General features: G+C 65.1%; 20 protein-coding genes. 12 read left to right on the forward strand and 8 right to left on the reverse strand.

The genetic code is table 11. From position 1 onward, the window contains the following. Positions 1–27: 27 nt before the first annotated feature. The 5 genes from BJG93_RS11460 (at position 28) to BJG93_RS11480 (ending at position 5,178) form a co-directional block, all read left to right on the forward strand. Positions 28–741 carry a C39 family peptidase gene (locus BJG93_RS11460; protein ID WP_027198394.1) on the forward strand — a complete coding sequence of 238 codons (714 nt, stop codon included), beginning with the start codon at positions 28–30 and terminating at the stop codon, positions 739–741. A gap of 7 nt (positions 742–748) precedes the next feature. Further along, the gene (locus tag BJG93_RS11465; RefSeq protein ID WP_027198395.1) at positions 749–1,558 is read left to right on the forward strand and encodes a hypothetical protein; all 810 of its coding nucleotides are present in this window, start codon (positions 749–751) and stop codon (positions 1,556–1,558) included. 94 nt (positions 1,559–1,652) lie between these two features. Beyond that, positions 1,653–3,104, forward strand: a complete 1,452-nt coding sequence (locus BJG93_RS11470) for a hypothetical protein (protein ID WP_027198396.1) — start codon at positions 1,653–1,655, stop codon at positions 3,102–3,104. Positions 3,105–3,146: 42 nt separating this feature from the next. After that, positions 3,147–4,607, forward strand: coding sequence for a sigma-54 dependent transcriptional regulator (locus tag BJG93_RS11475; protein WP_231337398.1), 1,461 nt, complete (start codon positions 3,147–3,149; stop codon positions 4,605–4,607). Positions 4,608–4,677: 70 nt separating this feature from the next. After that, entirely contained in the window at positions 4,678–5,178 is a 501-nt protein-coding gene (locus tag BJG93_RS11480) for a dihydrofolate reductase (protein ID WP_027198398.1), read from the forward strand. Between the two features lie 97 nt (positions 5,179–5,275). On the opposite strand, the gene pmbA is transcribed toward BJG93_RS11480, so the two are convergent. Beyond that, the gene (pmbA, locus tag BJG93_RS11485) at positions 5,276–6,646 is read right to left on the reverse strand and encodes a metalloprotease PmbA (protein WP_027198399.1); all 1,371 of its coding nucleotides are present in this window, start codon (positions 6,644–6,646) and stop codon (positions 5,276–5,278) included. A gap of 148 nt (positions 6,647–6,794) precedes the next feature. Between pmbA and yjgA the strand changes: the two genes are divergently transcribed. Beyond that, positions 6,795–7,412: a ribosome biogenesis factor YjgA gene (gene yjgA / locus BJG93_RS11490; protein WP_027198400.1), complete on the forward strand. Its 618-nt coding sequence runs from the start codon at positions 6,795–6,797 to the stop codon at positions 7,410–7,412. Continuing rightward, positions 7,393–8,034, forward strand: coding sequence for a molybdopterin adenylyltransferase (gene mog, locus BJG93_RS11495; protein WP_082194650.1), 642 nt, complete (start codon positions 7,393–7,395; stop codon positions 8,032–8,034). Before yjgA ends, mog begins: the two co-directional genes overlap by 20 nt. A 39-nt stretch (positions 8,035–8,073) precedes the next feature. Here the strand turns inward: mog and orn are convergent, their stop codons facing one another. Next, positions 8,074–8,685 (reverse strand): oligoribonuclease, encoded by a 612-nt coding sequence (gene orn, locus BJG93_RS11500; protein ID WP_027198402.1) that lies wholly within the window; start codon positions 8,683–8,685, stop codon positions 8,074–8,076. Here orn and BJG93_RS36055 point away from each other — a divergent pair. From BJG93_RS36055 to BJG93_RS11515, 4 genes are all read left to right on the forward strand, one after another. Beyond that, positions 8,684–8,818 (forward strand): hypothetical protein, encoded by a 135-nt coding sequence (locus tag BJG93_RS36055; protein WP_269217452.1) that lies wholly within the window; start codon positions 8,684–8,686, stop codon positions 8,816–8,818. The genes orn and BJG93_RS36055 overlap by 2 nt on opposite strands. A 78-nt stretch (positions 8,819–8,896) precedes the next feature. Beyond that, positions 8,897–10,156, forward strand: a complete 1,260-nt coding sequence (locus tag BJG93_RS11505; protein WP_027198403.1) for a M48 family metallopeptidase — start codon at positions 8,897–8,899, stop codon at positions 10,154–10,156. Further along, positions 10,153–11,151 (forward strand): ribosome small subunit-dependent GTPase A, encoded by a 999-nt coding sequence (rsgA, locus tag BJG93_RS11510; protein WP_027198404.1) that lies wholly within the window; start codon positions 10,153–10,155, stop codon positions 11,149–11,151. The genes BJG93_RS11505 and rsgA overlap by 4 nt, the downstream gene beginning before the upstream one ends. 1 nt (position 11,152) lies before the next feature. Continuing rightward, entirely contained in the window at positions 11,153–11,473 is a 321-nt protein-coding gene (locus tag BJG93_RS11515; RefSeq protein WP_027198405.1) for a putative signal transducing protein, read from the forward strand. Positions 11,474–11,548: 75 nt separating this feature from the next. Here BJG93_RS11515 and BJG93_RS11520 read toward each other — a convergent pair whose 3' ends face one another. The 6 genes from BJG93_RS11520 to rpsP all read right to left on the reverse strand — a co-directional run bounded on the left by BJG93_RS11520 (position 11,549) and on the right by rpsP (position 15,935). Continuing rightward, positions 11,549–12,487, reverse strand: coding sequence for a CobD/CbiB family protein (locus BJG93_RS11520; RefSeq protein WP_027198406.1), 939 nt, complete (start codon positions 12,485–12,487; stop codon positions 11,549–11,551). Positions 12,488–12,637: 150 nt separating this feature from the next. Then, complete coding sequence (locus BJG93_RS11525) at positions 12,638–13,396, reverse strand: NUDIX hydrolase (protein ID WP_027198407.1); 759 nt, start codon at positions 13,394–13,396, stop codon at positions 12,638–12,640. A gap of 92 nt (positions 13,397–13,488) precedes the next feature. Then, positions 13,489–13,869, reverse strand: coding sequence for a 50S ribosomal protein L19 (gene rplS / locus BJG93_RS11530; RefSeq protein WP_027198408.1), 381 nt, complete (start codon positions 13,867–13,869; stop codon positions 13,489–13,491). Positions 13,870–14,018: 149 nt separating this feature from the next. Then, positions 14,019–14,786, reverse strand: a complete 768-nt coding sequence (trmD, locus tag BJG93_RS11535) for a tRNA (guanosine(37)-N1)-methyltransferase TrmD (RefSeq protein ID WP_027198409.1) — start codon at positions 14,784–14,786, stop codon at positions 14,019–14,021. A gap of 25 nt (positions 14,787–14,811) precedes the next feature. Continuing rightward, complete coding sequence (gene rimM / locus BJG93_RS11540; protein ID WP_027198410.1) at positions 14,812–15,546, reverse strand: ribosome maturation factor RimM; 735 nt, start codon at positions 15,544–15,546, stop codon at positions 14,812–14,814. A 134-nt stretch (positions 15,547–15,680) separates the two neighbouring features. Further along, positions 15,681–15,935 (reverse strand): 30S ribosomal protein S16, encoded by a 255-nt coding sequence (rpsP, locus tag BJG93_RS11545; protein WP_013090118.1) that lies wholly within the window; start codon positions 15,933–15,935, stop codon positions 15,681–15,683. Positions 15,936–16,148: 213 nt separating this feature from the next. Between rpsP and BJG93_RS11550 the strand changes: the two genes are divergently transcribed. Then, on the forward strand, positions 16,149–17,291 hold the full coding sequence (locus BJG93_RS11550) for a PQQ-dependent sugar dehydrogenase (RefSeq protein ID WP_456095372.1): 1,143 nt from the start codon (positions 16,149–16,151) through the stop codon (positions 17,289–17,291). The last annotated feature ends 5 nt before the right edge of the window (positions 17,292–17,296 follow it).

Below are 17,296 nucleotides of genomic sequence, written 5' to 3' on the forward strand. Positions count from 1 at the left end.
CCGGCGCGGATCGCGCAGGAGACCAGCATGACCGGGTTCAAGGGGTTCCCGGCGCTACCGTTCGCGGTAGCGCTGGCAGGTTGCGCGCTGTGCGCGGATCACGCCGCCGCACAGTCGCGCATCGACACGTCCACTTTCGTCGGCGTGCCGTTGACGAAGACCGTCCGTTCGATGAAGGACCTGCGCTACAACCACATCGTCAATCAGCAGTTCGACTACAGCTGCGGCGCGGCGGCGCTCGCCACCCTCCTGAAGTACGGCTACGGCATCGATATTCCGGAGACCGAATTGATCGGCCGGATGATGGCCTTCTCGACGCCCGAAGTCGTCGTCAGCAACGGCTTTTCGATGCTCGACATGAAGCACTTCGTCCAGACCATCGGACTGCGCGGCCGCGGCTTTCGCGTCAACGTCGACGCGCTCCACCATCTGCAGATCCCCGTGATGGTCCTGATGAACATCGACGGCTACGAGCATTTCGTGCTCGTCAAGCATGCGCAGGACGGCCGCGTGTTCATCGCGGACCCGGCGCTCGGCAATCGCATCGTGCTCGAAGAGGACTTCGCGAAGACCTGGAACGGTCTCGTGTTCGCGGTCCTCGGCAAACCCTTCAGGGAGGATTCACCGCTGTTGCAAGACAACGAGTCGCTCGCGCTGAAGCTGCGCGCCGCTGCACTGGCGGCCGGCACCGCCGCGACTCCCTTTTTCGAGTACGGCTTGAACAAGGCAGACATGTTCTGATCCCGCCATGAAGTCACACTTCACACAGCTTGGGTTCGTGCTCTGCGCCATCGCATGCGGCGCTAGCGGCCTCGCCCAGGCTTCGGAGCCCGCCGCCTCGCCCGCGGCCACCGAACTTTCGATACCGTCCGCGCCAGGCGCGCCGCCCGTGCGGGTGCAGCTCGTCGGCGACGACGTGCTCGCGACCCAGACCGGCAAATACGCGGGCGCGACGATGATCTCCGGCTTCGTGCTGAACGTCATTTCGCAGTGGCAGTTGCCCAACGGCGCGAGCGCGCTCGCCCAAGGCTCGCTGAGCGCGGTGCACGATGGCAGCGGCCAGCTCACGCGCTCCGTCAGCACGTTCGCCCGGGTGAATGACGGCGCGCTTGGCCATGCGGGCGATTCGGGCGCCGATCCGAATGCCCTGGCGCGCGGCGGCCAGAGCATCGGCGTCAATGGCGTGTCGCAAGTCACCCAGGTCGCGGGCGATCGCAACAGCGGCATCAACTCCGCACTGATCGACTTCGACAACAACGCCGTGACGCTGACGGGCTCCGCCAACGCACCGTCGGCATCGGCCAGCAATTCGACCGGCTCCGTAAAAGCCGGCATTTCGTTCGGCAGCAACGGCGTCAGCGTTGCGCTGCAGACACCCGCTGGGCTCGCCACCCAGACCATCGCGCCGAGCAACGGGCAGATCGCCCAGTTGCTGCAGATTGCAGGCAATAACCAGCAAGTCGCCAACGCCCTGCAACTGCATCTGCAAACCCAGCAGATGTCGGCTTCGATGCTTCGTCAGTCAGGCGTGTTACAGGCGCTGCAAAACAGGAGATAACGCGGCGGGCCGCCACCCGCCAGCTGCAGCACGAGCAGTAAAAAGACGGCCGCGCAAACAGCACCGCGCGGTTGGAACACCGGGGGAGCAAAAAATGAAAAAAGTGTCATCGACCAGGGCGCCGCGCATCGCCCTCGCGGCCATTCCGGCCGCCGCCATGCTATGGGCTGTTTCGCCATCGGCGAGCGCGCAGGCGCTCGCCGGTCAATCCGTGGAGGACCGTCTGAACACGCTGATGCGCGTGGTCGACGAGCAGCAGCGGCAAATCCATTCGCTCGAACGCCAGGTCACCGAACTCGAGATGGCGCAACGCGGACGCGGCGTGCCAGGCACCGGCGCCCCCGCCGGCAACGAAACGGTGGCCGAGCAGTCCGGCGCCGACGGCCTGCCGGTGCCGCTGCCGCCGCTCGCGCAGATTGCGCCAGGCGCGCCCGCGCCGACGGGCACCACCGGCACCGCGACCGGCGTGCCGGTCAAGCCGCCGACGCCGGACGGCGGCAACGCAGCCAGTGCCGGCGCCGGCGGCCTGCCCGCCGCCACCGACGGCAGCGGCGCGGTCGGCCAGACCCAGCGCGCGAGCGAGCCGGTGCGCACCCAGGCCGAGCAGGCGGTCGTGCAGCGCGAGCATGCGCCGCTCTTCGACCACAAACTGACGATGGACTTCGGCATCAGCGACACGTACTACGACCGTCGCCAGTTGCAGTTGTCGGGCTTCCTCGCGCTCGACGCGATATTCCTCGGCAACATCAACCTCGGCCAGACCAAGTCGCACCAGGTCATGGCCGACCTCGACACTCGCTACGGCGTGTCCGACCGCATCAACGTCGACGTCGACGTGCCGTACGTATACCGGCGCAGCACCTTCATCGTCGGCGGCGCGGGCGGCGCGGCGAGCACGCTGTCGGACGCGACGGTGTCGAGTCACGACATCGGCGACGTGAACTTCGGCATCTACTACCAGTTCCTCAAGGAAACCAACGCGATGCCGGACGTGGTCGGCAGTCTGCGCGTGAAGGCGCCGACCGGCAGCTCGCCGTTCGGCCAGAAAGTCGTGCAGGTCGACGCGGACAACACCAACCTGGTCGCGCCGACCGAGCTGCCGACCGGCACCGGTTTCTGGAACATCACGGCGGGTCTGTCGGTGCTGAAGACGTACGACCCGGTCGTGCTGTTCGGCAGCGTTTCCTATACCTACAACCTCGCGCGTTCGTTCGCGGACATCTCGTCGGTGCAGGGCCAAACCGAACCGGCGACGGTCAAGCTCGGCGACATCGTGCAGTTCGGCGGCGGCGTCGCGCTCGCGTTCTCCGACAAGGATTCGGCCAGCGTGTCGTTCACGATGGCACTCGAACCGGAGTCGCAGACCAAGGCGCCGGGCGGTACCTATCAGAAAGTGCCGGGCAGTGAAACCACGGCCGCGGCGATGAATTTTGGCCTGAATCACGTCGTGAACAAGCACCTGACCATCAATGGCTCGGTCTCGATCGGACTCACACCCGACGCACCGAACTTCGTGGTCGGCGTGCGCTTTCCGTACACCTTCTGACGTGCCAACGATGCGAGGTCGAACGTGCGTGAATCACCTCATATGACCCGTGAGACTTCCGTCGCGACAGCGGGACCGCAGCTGTCGCTCGCGCTGCCGAAGCAGCGCGCCGCGGTGCGCGGCGTCGAGCGACAGCTGCTGTACGTCGCGCATACGCCCGACGAAACGCTGATCGCGCATCTGAAAAGCCGTGGCTGGCCGGTCGCGGTCGCGCGCTCGGCGCACGAACTCGGGCGGCTCGTGAAGCCCGACATCGCGTGCGCGGGCGTCGTCGATCTGGCGAGCTTCGCGCCGCGCGACATCGGCGGGCTGGAGGCGAGCCTGCGTCAGCAGCAGGTCGGCTGGATCGCGCTCGCGACCGACGAGCGGCTCAACGATCCGCTCGTGCGACGCCTCGTGCGCCACTACTGCTTCGACTTCGTGAAGCCGCCCGTCGCGCACGCGACGATCGACTATCTGGCCGGCCACGCGTTCGGCATGGTCACGCTGTGCGACCCGGAACTCACGCCGCCCGCCAGCGAAGCGGGCGACGAGGAAATGGTCGGCACCTGCGAGGCGATACAGCAGCTCTTTCGCACCATCCGCAAGGTCGCGAACACCGACGCAAGCGTGTTCATCGCGGGCGAATCGGGCACCGGCAAGGAGCTCACCGCGCTTGCGATCCACGAGCGCTCGCCGCGCCGCAAGGCGCCCTTCATGCCGATCAACTGCGGCGCGATTCCGCCGCATCTTCTGCAATCGGAACTGTTCGGCTACGAGCGCGGCGCGTTCACCGGCGCGAACCAGCGCAAGATCGGCCGGGTCGAGGCGGCCAACGGCGGCACGCTCTTTCTCGACGAGATCGGCGATCTGCCCCTCGAGAGCCAGGCGAGCCTGCTGCGCTTTTTGCAGGAAGGCAAGATCGAGCGGCTCGGCGGGCGCGAATCGATTCCGGTCGACGTGCGCATCATCTCGGCGACTCACGTCGATCTCGACAGCGCAATGCGCGAAGGCCAGTTCCGCGCCGACCTGTTTCATCGCCTGTGCGTGCTGCGCGTCGACGCGCCGCCGCTGCGCGCGCGCGGCCGGGACATCGAGATTCTCGCGTATCACATCCTGCGCAAGTTCAAGACCGACAACGCGCGCAAGATTCGCGGCTTCACGCCGTCGGCGATCGAGGCGCTCTACAACTACAGTTGGCCCGGCAACGTGCGCGAGTTGATCAACCGCGTGCGCCGCGCGATCGTGATGGCCGAGAACAAGCTGATCTCCGCCGACGATCTCGACCTCGCGCAGTACGCCGAGCAGCAGACGACGACGCTCAGCGAAGCGCGCGAAGCCGCCGAGAAACGCGCGATCGAGACGGCGCTGCTGCGCCATCGGCACCGCTTGAACGAGGCGGCGGCGGATCTGAACATTTCACGGGTGACGCTGTATCGGCTGATGGGCGTGCATGGCTTGCGCGACCAGGGTGGCGCCGACGACAACGGAGCGCCCGCCGCGGACGGGCCGGCGCAGGGGTGAACGGCGGCGCGCATCGGTGCGGATCGGCGCGTCGGGTAGAATCGTCCGATTGCCCTCCTCTTTCCATTCGATGACGACGCTCACCCTGATCGTCGCTCGCGCCAGCAACGGCGTGATCGGCCGCGACAACCAGTTGCCCTGGCGACTACCCGAAGACCTCGCGTTCTTCAAGCGCACGACGATGGGCGCGCCCATCATCATGGGCCGCAAGACCCACGAATCGATCGGCCGGCCGCTGCCGGGACGCCGCAACATCGTCGTCACGCGCGATGCCGCGCGGCGCTTCCAGGGCTGCGACACCGCGACCAACCTCGACGACGCGCTCGCGCTCGCCGCGCAGGATCAGGCGCCGCAGGCGTTTCTGATCGGCGGCGCGGAACTGTACGACGAAGGGCTGCGCCACGCGGACAAGCTGATCGTCACGGAAATCGCCGCCGACTTCGACGGCGATGCGACCTTCCCCGCGATCGATCGGCACGCATGGGAAGAAATTGCGCGCGAGGCGCATCATTCGAACGCGCCGAACGACTTCGATTACGCATTCGTCACGTATCAGCGCAAGGACGTCTGAACGCTCGCGCAGCGCATCCGACAAAAAACGCCACGCAACGTTTCGTTGCGTGGCGTTTTTGTTTGGTGCGGGGCGGCGCTGGATCGGAGCGCGCCGCTCACTGTCCCGCGATCGTCATCCGCTCGATCAGCACCGAGCCGGTCTGCTTGGTGCCGCGCGTGATCGTATCGGCACCGATCGCGACGATATGGCGGAACATCTCCTGCAGCGTGCTCGCGACGGTGATCTCCTCGACCGGATACTGGATCTTGCCGTTCTCGACCCAGAAGCCCGATGCGCCGCGCGAATAGTCGCCCGTCACGTAGTTGACGCCCTGCCCCATCAGCTCGGTCAGCAGCAGACCGGTGCCGAGCTTCTTCAGCATCGCCTCGAAGTCGTCCTCGGCGCGCGTGTTCGAACTGAGCAGCGACAGGTTGTGCGAGCCGCCCGCGTTGCCGGTGGTCTTCATGCCGAGCTTGCGCGCCGAATACGTCGACAGGAAGTAGCCCTCGACGACGCCGTCCTTCACGACCGAGCGCTGGCGGGTGCGCACGCCTTCCTCGTCGAACGGCGCGCTGCCCATCGCGCGCACGACGTGCGGATCTTCGACCACCTGCACATGTGGCGCGAACACCGGCTTGCCGAGGCTGTCGACCAGAAACGAGGTCTTGCGATACAGCGCACCGCCGCTCGTCGCCTGCACGAACGCGCCGAGCAGGCCCGCCGCGAGCGGCGCCTCGAACAGCACCGGCACCTTGCGCGTGTCGAGGCCGCGCGCACCGATCCGCGCGAGCGCGCGCTGCGCCGCGTAACGGCCGACGGCTTCGGGATCGGCGAGGTCGTCGGCGCTGCGCGTCGACGTGTACCAATCGTCGCGCTGCATGTTGCGGCCGCTCCCGGCGATCGGCGCGCACGCGATGTAGTGGCGCGAATACGGATAGCCGGCGAGGAAGCCACGCGAGGTCGCCAGCACGAACTGCGAGTGCTGCGCCGACACGCTCGCGCCTTCGGAGTTCTTGATCTGCGGATCGGTCGCGAAGGCGGCGTCTTCGGCGCGGCGCGCGATTTCGACCGCTTCGTCGGCGGACAGATTCCACGGGTGATACAGATCGAGGTCGCGCGGCGCGGTTTCGAGCAGCTCGGCTTCGGCGAGGCCCGCGCAATCGTCTTCGGCGGTGAAGCGCGCGATGTTGTAGGCGGCAGCGACCGTGTCCTTCAATGCCTGCGGCGAGAAGTCCGAGGTGCTCGCATTGCCGCGTTTGTTGCCGATGAACACCGTCACGCCGACCATCTTGTCGCGGTTGTGCTCGATGGTCTCGACTTCGCCGCGCCGCACGGAGACGGACAGGCCGTCGCCCTCGGAGATCTCGGTCGCGGCGTCGCTGCCGCCGAGCGCTTTCGCGTGACGGAGGATGTCCGAGGCGATTGCCTTCAGCTCATCCTGGGTATGCGGAAAAAAGCGCTGCTTGACGTCCATGTCTGCTGCCATTGTGGTTGCCGTCCTGTTGGGGCCGCGCGGCCCTGATATGCGCACCGTATTCGGTGCGCCACGCGGGTGCGGGATGATTGCATCCCGCGATCATAGCAAGGTACGAGCCGCCGCGGGTCGGGCCGCCGCGGCAAGTTACAATACCGGCATGACACGCAAAACCCGCATTCAACCGATCGAATCCGTCGTCACGGAAGTCGATGAAAACGGCTACGATCGCCCGAGCAAGTCCCAGCTCAAGCGCGACATGCAAGCGCTGCAGGATCTGGGCGCGGCGCTCGTCGCGCTGCCGAAAGACGCGCTCAAGCGCATGCCGATGACCGACAAGCTCGACGATGCGGTGCGCGAAGCGCGCCGCATCACCGACCACGAAGGCAAACGCCGCCAGATCCAATACGTCGGCCGCGTGATGCGCTCGCTGCTCGACAGCGAAACCGCCGCGCTGCGCACCGCGCTCGACACCTACAACGGCGTCAACAAGAGCGAGACGGCGAAGCTCCATTGGATCGAACGCACCCGCGAAAAGCTGCTAGCCGACGACGCCGCGCTGACCGAGTTCATCCGCCAGCACCCGAGCGCGGACCCGCGGCAGGGCCGCACGCTGATCCGCAACGCGCGCAAGGAAGCGGAGCAGAGCAAGCCGCCGCGCTATTTCCGCGAGCTGTTCCAGTGGATCAAGAACGCGGCCGGCACGGACGACGAAGCCGAAGACGCGCATGGCGCCGACCTCGCTGCGGAAGACGACGATGACGACCGCGACGCCTGATCAACCTAAGCCACGTAAGCACCCCGACGAAATCGTGATCGGCCTCGTGTCGATCAGCGACCGTGCGTCGACCGGCGTCTACGAGGACAAGGGCATTCCCGCGCTGCGGGAGTGGCTCGGCGCGGCCTTGACGTCACCGTGGCAGGTCGTCACGCGGCTGATCGCCGACGACGCGCCCACCATTTCGGCGACGCTCATCGAACTGGTCGACGAAGTGGGCTGCGATCTGGTGCTCACGACCGGCGGCACCGGCCCGTCGCGCCGCGACGTGACGCCCGAGGCGACGCTCGCGGTCGCGACGAAGGAGATGCCCGGCTTCGGCGAGCAGATGCGGCAGATCAGCCTGAATTTCGTGCCGACCGCGATCTTGTCGCGCCAGGTCGCGGTGATCCGCGAAACCGAAGGGCACGCGGCGCTGATCATCAACCTGCCCGGCCAGCCGAAATCGATCAGGGAAACGCTGGAAGGCCTGCGCGATGACGGGGTGGTGAAGGTGCCGGGGATTTTCGCCGCGGTGCCCTACTGCATCGACCTGATCGGCGGGCCTTACGTGGAAACCAACGCCGAGGTGGTCAAGGCGTTCCGACCGAAGAGCGCGCAACGCGCACCGCGGCAGGACTGAGGTGCGAGGTTCGGGGCCTGCTCGTGCGGGCCCGCGCGTTTATTGAGCGCTCGCGGCGGCATCCGGCGCCGACGGCACGAGGAAATGCTGGCGGTAGTACTTGAGTTCGTCGATCGACTCGTGGATATCGGCCAGCGCCGTGTGCATCGCGCGCTTCTGGAAGCCCTTGTAGATGACCGGCTGCCAGCGCCGGCACAGTTCCTTCAGCGTGCTCACGTCGAGGTTGCGGTAGTGGAAGAAGCTCTCCAGTTCTGGCATCCAGCGCGCCATGAAGCGGCGGTCCTGACAGATCGAGTTGCCGCACATCGGCGACTTGCCCGGCGGCACGTACTGGCCGAGGAACTCGCGGATCTGCGCGGTCGCGTCAGCCTCGCTCACCGTCGACGCCTTCACGCGCTCGATCAGCCCCGAGCGGCCATGCGTGTTCTGGTTCCACTCGTCCATCTTCGCGAGCGTTTCATCGCTCTGATGAATCGCGAGCACCGGACCTTCGACCATCCTGTCGAGCGTCGAATTCGTCACCACCACCGCGATCTCGATGATGCGGTCGGTATCGGGCTCCAGCCCGGTCATTTCCATGTCCAGCCAGACGAGATTCATGTCGCTGCGCACGAGCGGCGGCTGTTCGGTGGATGCGAGGATGTCAGTCATGAAGGCAATCCTGATGGCCGCGCGGCGGGCTTTGCTCGAAACCCCGCCGCGCGGTTGTGTCCGTTTGGAATCGATTCGCGCGGCTCGAGCCGGGCCGGCCGCGCCGAAGCGCCGCCTGGAACGGTTGCGTTGAACCACTGCGTTAAACCGTATCTCCGCCGCGAGGCGCGAAGAAACATATAATTCTCGCATAGATACCACGGAATCCCGGATGCCTACCCTGTACTTCACCACGCTGTTCGTCATCGCCGTCGTTGCGATGGTCGGCACCAAACTCTGGCTCGCGTCGCGGCAGATCCGCTTCGTCGCCGCCCATCGCGAACAGGTGCCGAGCCAGTTCGCGAACACGATCGCGCTGACCGCACATCAGCGCGCGGCCGACTACACGGTCGAGCGCACGCGGCTCGCGATGGTCGAGATCGTCGTCGGCGCGGCCGTGCTGATCTGGCTTACGCTGCTCGGCGGCGTGCAGATGCTCGATCTCGCGCTCTCCGACTGGCTCGGTCGCGGCTATGTCGGGCAGATCGCGCTCGTTGCCGCAGTGATCGCGATTACCAGCGCGATCGACCTGCCGTTCGAGTACTACCGGCAGTTCGTCGTCGAGCAGCGTTTCGGCTTCAATCGGATGAGCAAAAGCCTGTTCTTCTTCGACCGCCTGAAGGGCGCGCTGCTCGGCATCGCGTTCGGTCTGCCGCTGCTGTTCGTCGTGCTGTGGCTGATGAACCGCGCCGGCAACCTGTGGTGGCTATGGGCGTGGGTCGTGTGGGTCGGGTTCCAGATGTTCGGTCTGCTGATTTTCCCGACCTTCATCGCGCCGCTCTTCAACAAGTTCGAACCGCTGAAGGATGAGGCGCTCGTGACCCGCATCGAGGCGCTGATGCAGCGCTGCGGCTTCGCCGCGAAGGGTCTGTTCGTGATGGACGGCAGCCGCCGTTCGGCGCACGGCAACGCGTACTTCACCGGCTTCGGCGCGAGCAAGCGCATCGTCTTTTTCGACACGCTGCTCGCGCGCCTGTCGGGCCGCGAAATCGAAGCGGTGCTCGCGCACGAGCTCGGCCACTTCAAGCGCCGCCACGTGATGAAGCGCATGCTCGTCACCTTCGCAATCAGCCTCGCGATGCTCGCGCTGCTCGGCTGGCTGACGCAATGCGTGTGGTTCTACGAAGGGCTCGGCGTGCGGCCGTCGCTCGTTGGCGGCAATAGCGGACTCGCGCTCGTGCTGTTCTTCCTGGCGCTGCCGGTGTTCCTGTTCTTCGTTACACCGCTTGGCAGCCTCAGCTCGCGCAAGCACGAGTTCGAAGCCGACGCGTTCGCGGCGACCCAAACCGATGCGCACGATCTCGTCAACGCGCTCGTCAAGCTGTATGAGGACAATGCGTCGACGCTGACGCCCGATCCGCTGTACACCGCGTTCTACTACTCGCATCCGCCGGCCTCGCAGCGGATCGACCGACTGCTGCGGCACGCATGAGCGGCCGCGCTCCCAAGAAGGCGTCGCGCGGCGCGCGCGCCGCCGGGTCCGGCATGCACGGCGCGCGCACGGGCGGCCTCGTCGTCGCCGCGCACGGCCGCCACTATCTGGTCGCTCCCGAAGACGGCGGCGCGCTACTGCAGTGCTTCCCGCGCGGCAAACGCAGCGAGGTCGCGGTCGGCGATCGCGTGATCTACGAGCCGGCTTCGGCGGATCAAGGCGTGATCGTCGAAATCGGCGAGCGACGCAACCTGCTGTATCGCTCGGATCAGTACAAGTCGAAGCTGTTCGCCGCGAACCTCGACCAGTTGCTGATCGTGCTCGCGACCGAGCCGCATTTCAGCGAGGATCTGCTCGGCCGCGCGCTCGTCGCCGCGGAGGCAAACGAGCTCAAGCCGCTGATCGTGCTGAACAAGATCGACGTCACCGATGCTCTGGAGGGCGCACGCCAGCGGCTCGAGCCGTATCGCGCGCTCGGCTATCCGGTGCTCGAAGTGTCGATCCGCATGCAGCCTGAGGCGGCTCGCGCCACGTTGACCGAACATCTGCATGCTCACGCGACGCTGCTACTCGGCCAGTCCGGCATGGGCAAATCGACGCTCGTGAACCTGCTGATTCCCGATGCCGAAGTGGCGACGCGCGAGATCTCGACCGCGTTGAACAGCGGACGCCATACGACGACGTTCACGCGGCTTTATCCTTTGCCGCAGCCGCAGGGTATGACCGGCGCGAATGACATCAACGGCGCGGCCGGCGCGCTGATCGACTCGCCGGGCTTCCAGGAATTCGGCCTGCACCACCTGACCGAAGGACGGCTCGAACGTGCGTTCCCCGAGTTCCGGCCGCTGTTGCCCAATTGCCGCTTCTACAACTGCCATCATTTGCACGAGCCTGGCTGCGCGATTCTCGAAGCGGTCGCCGACGGCCGCATCCGCCGCCAACGGCATGCGCTTTACGCGCAGCTCGTGCACGAGGCGAGCCAGATGGTCCGCTGACATGAAACTGATGCGCGCGCCGAACCTGATCATCGGACAACATTGGGTCAACGTCTTGGAGACCGCGGGCATCGCGTGCGAGTTGCATAACCGTTACTTGAACGGCGCGCTCGGCGAGATTCCGGCCGATCAGTGCGCGCCGGAGCTATGGCTCGTCGATGAACGCGATGAGACGATCGCGCGGCGGCTGATCGAAGCGGCGTCGCGAGGACCGGCGCCCGGTGCGCCGCTATGGCAGTGTCAGCAGTGCGGCGAAAGGCTCGAGGCGCAGTTCACCGTGTGCTGGCAATGCGGGACCGCGCGCGATCCGTTGAAAGGGTAGAGCGCAGTCGGCAATTAAAGAAGCCGGGCAATGCCCGGCTCTTTTGCGCGTTGTTACGCTAAGCGCATGGCCGCGTCACGCGAGCCAGACTGCGATGGTCAGCATCAACAGCAGGATCATCCACAGCACGACCGCGCGCCACACGAGCCCCACCGCCGACTGCAGCGTGCGCGGCGTGCAGTCGTCGCCGACCTGCAGCGGGCCGCCGTCGCCGGTGGCGAGTGCGTCGAGGCTCGACGGCTCCGCGAGGGGTCCGGCCAGGCGTGCGCCGAGCGCGCCGCTGCCCGCGGCGAGTAACACGCCGTCGTTGGTATCGGGCCACTGCCGCGCATGGTTGCGCCATGCGTAAATCGCATCCTCGAAATTGCCGACGATCGCAAAGCCCAGCGAGGTCAGCCGCGCCGGTATCCAGTCGATCACGAAGAACGCGCGCTGCGCGAAACTTGAAAACGCAATGGTGCGGTCGTCGGCCGGCCGCGCCCATGCGCGCGCGAGGTATTCCGCGCAACGGTACAGCACCGCGCCGGCGGGACCGACCGGAATCAGGAACCAGAAGAACACGCCGAACACATGGCGGTGCGACGCGACCACCGCATGGATCAACGTGTGACGCACGATCTCGCCGACCGGCATGTCGACAGTCTCGAGCCCGGTCCATTCGTTCAGAATTTCGCGCGCGCGGGGCACGTCGTCGTTGTTCAATGCAAGATGGATGTCGGTGAAGTAATGGCTGAACTGTCTGAAGCCGAGCGTGAAGTACAACACCACGACGTTCCACAGGAACGCGAGCATGAAATGAATCTGATACAGCACGTAGTAGACGAGCGCGACCGCGAGCGTCCAAGGCACCACCACGACGAGCCACGCGAGCAGACCGTGGCGTTGCTTGCCGGCATCGAATCCGTGCGCCGCCGACTCCGCATGGTATTGAAGCAACGCGGACACCGGATTGTTCGGCGACAGCGCGCGTACCTGTTCAATGATCAGAGCCAGCAATACGGAGAAAAAAGTCATGCGATGCGCCGTGCTTTTTAGGTTTTTACGATTGTCTTATAACGATAGCACAGGGTCGGATGAGTCTGAGCGCGGAGGCTGACAAAGCGCCGACGAGTGCGTCGTTCACGCAACTGCGCATCGTCGACGCATCGATGCGAGTCGTGTCACTCATGCGGCAAGAAAGCGGTACAGGTTGCGCAGCATCGCGGCCGTCGCGCCCCAGATGAAATGATGGCCGCCTTGCGCGGCTGCTGGCGTGGCTGTTCGCGTGCGTTGCCCGCCGCGCTGCTCGGCGGCTTCCGGAGCCACCGTCAATTCGCCGCGCGGATACGGCATCGCGAAGAAGCGGCGCTCGCCGCCCTCGTAGCGCAACAGGCGCTCTTCATGGTTGGCCGGGTCCATCAGAAACGCGAGCGGCACTTCGAACACCTCGGCCACTTCGAGCGTATCGATCTCCAGCGAGAATGGCGGGTGCACAAGCGCGATGATCGGGGACACGCGAAAGCCGGTGCCGGTCAGATAGTCGGGCAAGGCGCCGAGAACTTCGACGCGCGACGCGTCGAGGCCAACCTCTTCATGCGCTTCGCGCAGCGCCGTGGCGGTCGCATCGGCGTCGAACGGTTCCTGGCGGCCGCCGGGGAAACTCACCTGGCCCGCATGATCGTTCAGATGGTCAGCGCGCTGCGTGAGCAATACGGTAAGGCCGCGCGCACGCACGACGAGTGGCACCAGCACTGCGGCCACGCGCGGATCGAGGTCGGTATTGCGCCACGGCGCATCGGCAATTTTCTCTGGCGTCCAGGCGAGCTGCCGTTCGAAGCGGGCTCGCAGCGCATCGGGCGTTAGACGCTCGCCCGCGACCGGTGGCAGATCGGCGCCCGTCGCGATGACAGGCAAAGTTTCGGGCTCAAAGACGGGGCGGATCAATGGGTCTCTCGGATTACGGGGACATGCCGCTATTTTGACCTGGCCAACAAAAAAGCACCCGCGAGGGGTGCTTTTTCTTACAGCATTTACGCTTAGGAAGCAGCGCGGTCCTTGTAGACCAGCTTTTCCTTGATTCGAGCCGACTTGCCCGAACGCTCGCGCAGATAGTACAGCTTCGCACGACGCACATCGCCGCGACGCTTGACGACGATGCTTGCCAGCAGCGGCGAATACGTCTGGAACGTACGCTCGACGCCTTCGCCCGACGAAATCTTGCGGACGATGAACGACGAATTCAGACCACGGTTACGCTTGGCGATCACGACGCCTTCGTAAGCCTGCACACGCTTACGCGTGCCTTCAACCACGTTCACGCTGACGATGACCGTATCGCCCGGACCGAAATCCGGAATGGTCTTTTCGCCGAGAACGCGCGCGATTTCTTCCTGCTCGAGTTTTGCAATCAGATTCATCACTGACTCCTAGATCCATCTTGTCGGCGTTCGTACCTGCCTCACGCGCTTACCGTGTTCGGCTACGGCCCCGACAGAGGATGGGTTCACATCTGGCACCGCACACGCATGTACGGCACCGCCTTGTGTCCGCTCGAAAGACCGGGGCCTCACGCCTTCGGCTCTTCCTTCGCGAGACTTGCGAGCCACGCCTCGTCGGCACGGCTCAGCATTCTGTTCTTTCTGGCCTTCACGATCAGATCGGGCCGTTTGTTCAATGTGTTGCGCAATGCTTCGCGCCGCCGCCACGCTTCGATTTCCGCATGATGGCCGCCGAGCAGCACGTCAGGCACCCGCACGCCCTCGTATTCCTCGGGACGCGTGTAGTGCGGACAATCGAGCACCACGTCCGCGAAACTATCCTGCACCGCCGACTGTGAGTCGTTCAGCACGCCAGGCAACTGACGCACGACCGCATCCATCAACGCCATTGCCGGCAATTCGCCGCCCGACAGCACGAAGTCACCGAGGCTGACTTCTTCGTCGACGACACGGTCGAGGAGACGCTGGTCGACCGCTTCGTAACGCCCACACAACAGGATGAGACCGGGTTCGGCCGCGAACTTCATCACGCGCTCGTGATTCAGAGTGGCGCCTTGCGGTGACATCATCACGACGCGCGAGGCGCCGATGCCCTGCTCCAACTGCGCTGCTTTCGCGGCCCTGATCGCGTCTTCCAGCGGCCGGGCCAACATGACCATCCCGGGGCCGCCGCCGTACGGGCGATCGTCGATTGTGCGGTAGTTGTCGGTCGTGAAATCGCGTGGATTCCACGTACGCAACTCATAGCGCTGCTGCTTCGCGGCCCGGCTGGTGATACCCCAGTCGATCAGCGCGCGAAACATTTCGGGAAAGAGCGTCACGACATCGAACTGCATCGCTCTCCCCATTCAACGAAAGATTTCAAAAGTCAGCTTCCCAGTCGACGACGATCTGCTTTGCCGCCTGGTCCACCGTTTTGACAAAGACGCCGACGAACGGGATCAAGCGCTCGCCAGCGACCGGCTTGCCGTTTTTATCGATAACCGGATATTCGATGCGCAGCACCGACTGCGCGCCGTTGTCGATCATGCTGGCGACCTTGCCAAGGCGGACTCCGGCGAGATTCACCACGTCCAGCCCGATCAGATCGATCCAGTAAAATTCGTCGGCTTCGAGCGTCGGAAACTCGCTACGGCTGATGTACACGCGAGTGCCTCGCAAAGCCAGCGCCGCATCGCGGTCAGCGACGCCACCCAGACGGGCGACCACACTATCGCTATGCGTTTTGGCCTGTAAGGACGCCGCCGATTTGCGCTCCTGGCCTTTCAGCAGCCACCAGCGCTTCGCGCTCAGCAAGGCGTCGCCGCCCCGCCCGGCATCCGCGTGCGCGGCTACCTTGACCCAGCCTTTGAGGCCATAAGCGTCGACGATTGCGCCGACCTCGACCGCATCGGCCGGCCAGCTTGCCGCCGTTTCGATGCGCATTTCTGCCACGTCGGAACCGGCGTTCGCGACGTCGGTTTGCACCTCTTTCGCCTTGCCGTCGGTACGTTCGGCCGGTTTGCGGACGAAAGCGCCGAACGACGCCTGACCAGACGCCTTTGCGTGTGAAGCTGCCTTGGCGCGATCAGAGCTGCTGGAATCACGCTCGGACATCGAATACCCTCGATAACAACTTCGCAGCCTGCGTTGGCGTCTGCTTCAGTAAAACACGTTGCGCATCGCACTGCTCACGCAAACTGCGTGAGCCGCCGGCCGTACCGACGACGATACGCATCCCGGCCGCCATATCAAGCAGCCGGCTGCGCCTTTTGCGCTTCCTTCACGAGACGCTCGACGGTCGGCGACAGTTGTGCGCCAACACCTTGCCAGTACGTCAGGCGGTCCTGAGCGATACGCAGGGATTCGCCCTTCGTAGCGACCGGGTTGTAGAAACCCACGCGCTCGATGAAGCGGCCGTCGCGACGGCTGCGCGAATCGGTGGCGACGATGTTGTAGAACGGGCGCTTCTTGGAGCCGCCACGAGCCAAGCGGATGATGACCATACTAGAATCCTTGAAAACCGGGGTTCGGAACGACTGAAACACGCGATTATAGCGGGAAACTGACGCCATAACAAACACTTACCGGGATAAACTGAGGAACGGGGCTGCGCCGGCCTCCCACGAGAGGTGCGTGAATCCTCCCAAACGCCCGAATCACCTGAAGGAGCGCTTGTGCAACGCCAGCCGAACCTCCCATTCCCATTCGTTCTTTTTATCCTTTTCCGGCGCTTTGCCGGATCTGATCGCCCGGCGCGGAGCCGGATTCTACTGGTGGTGGCGGCCGCGTTGCTCGCCGCGCAGGCGTTAACGGCAAACGCCGCGCTACCCATCGCAAAAATCAAGCTGCCGCCGGGCTTTCACATCGGGGTGTTGTCGGATGACGTGCCCAGCGCGCGGGCGATGACGTTGTCGCCCAAGGGCATTCTCTATGTGGGCAGCCTGGATGGACACGTCTATGCGCTCGAGCTGCAGAGCGGTCGCGCAACGGGCCGCCACGTGATCGCGTCGGGGTTGGAGATGCCGGCCGGCGTCGCATGGCACGACGGCGCGCTGTATGTGTCGGCGGTGTCGAAAATCGTGCGCTTCGATGCGATCGACGCGCATCTGAACGATCCACCCAAAGGCGTCGTCGTCACCGACAAGCTGCCCGCGGACACGCATCACGGCTGGAAATTCATCGCGTTCGGCCCGGATGGCAAGCTCTATGTGCCGCAGGGCGCGCCGTGCAACGTTTGCCAGAAGGATCCGGACCGCTTTGCGCTGATCGCCCGCATGGATCCAGACGGTAGCCACTATCAGGTCGTCGCGCGTGGCATCCGCAATTCGGTCGGCTTCGCGTGGCATCCGGTCACGCACGAACTGTGGTTCACCGACAACGGTCGCGACCTGCTCGGCGATGACATTCCGAGCGACAAGCTCAACCGCGCGCCACGGGTCGGCATGAATTTCGGCTTTCCGTACTGTCACGGCGGCGACACGCCCGACCCCGAATTCGGCAAGGATCATTCGTGCAGCGAATTCACACCGCCGGTGGTCAAGCTCGGCGCGCACGTGGCGGCGCTGGGCATGCGCTTCTACGACGGCCCGATGTTTCCGGCCGACTACCGCAACAATATCTTCATCGCCGAGCACGGCTCGTGGAACCGCAGCAAGAAAGTCGGCTACCGGATCGTGCGCGTCATCACCGATCCGGACGGCAAGCACGCGCGCCAGCAAGTCTTTGCCGAAGGCTGGCTACAACCCGGCGAATCGGTCTGGGGCCGCCCCGCCGACGTGCTGCCGTTGCCAGACGGTTCGCTACTGATCAGCGACGATACTGCCGGCGCGATCTATCGCGTCACGTATGCGGCGCCGTAGCACGT

Source organism: Paraburkholderia sprentiae WSM5005 (assembly GCF_001865575.2).
Lineage (GTDB): Bacteria > Pseudomonadota > Gammaproteobacteria > Burkholderiales > Burkholderiaceae > Paraburkholderia > Paraburkholderia sprentiae.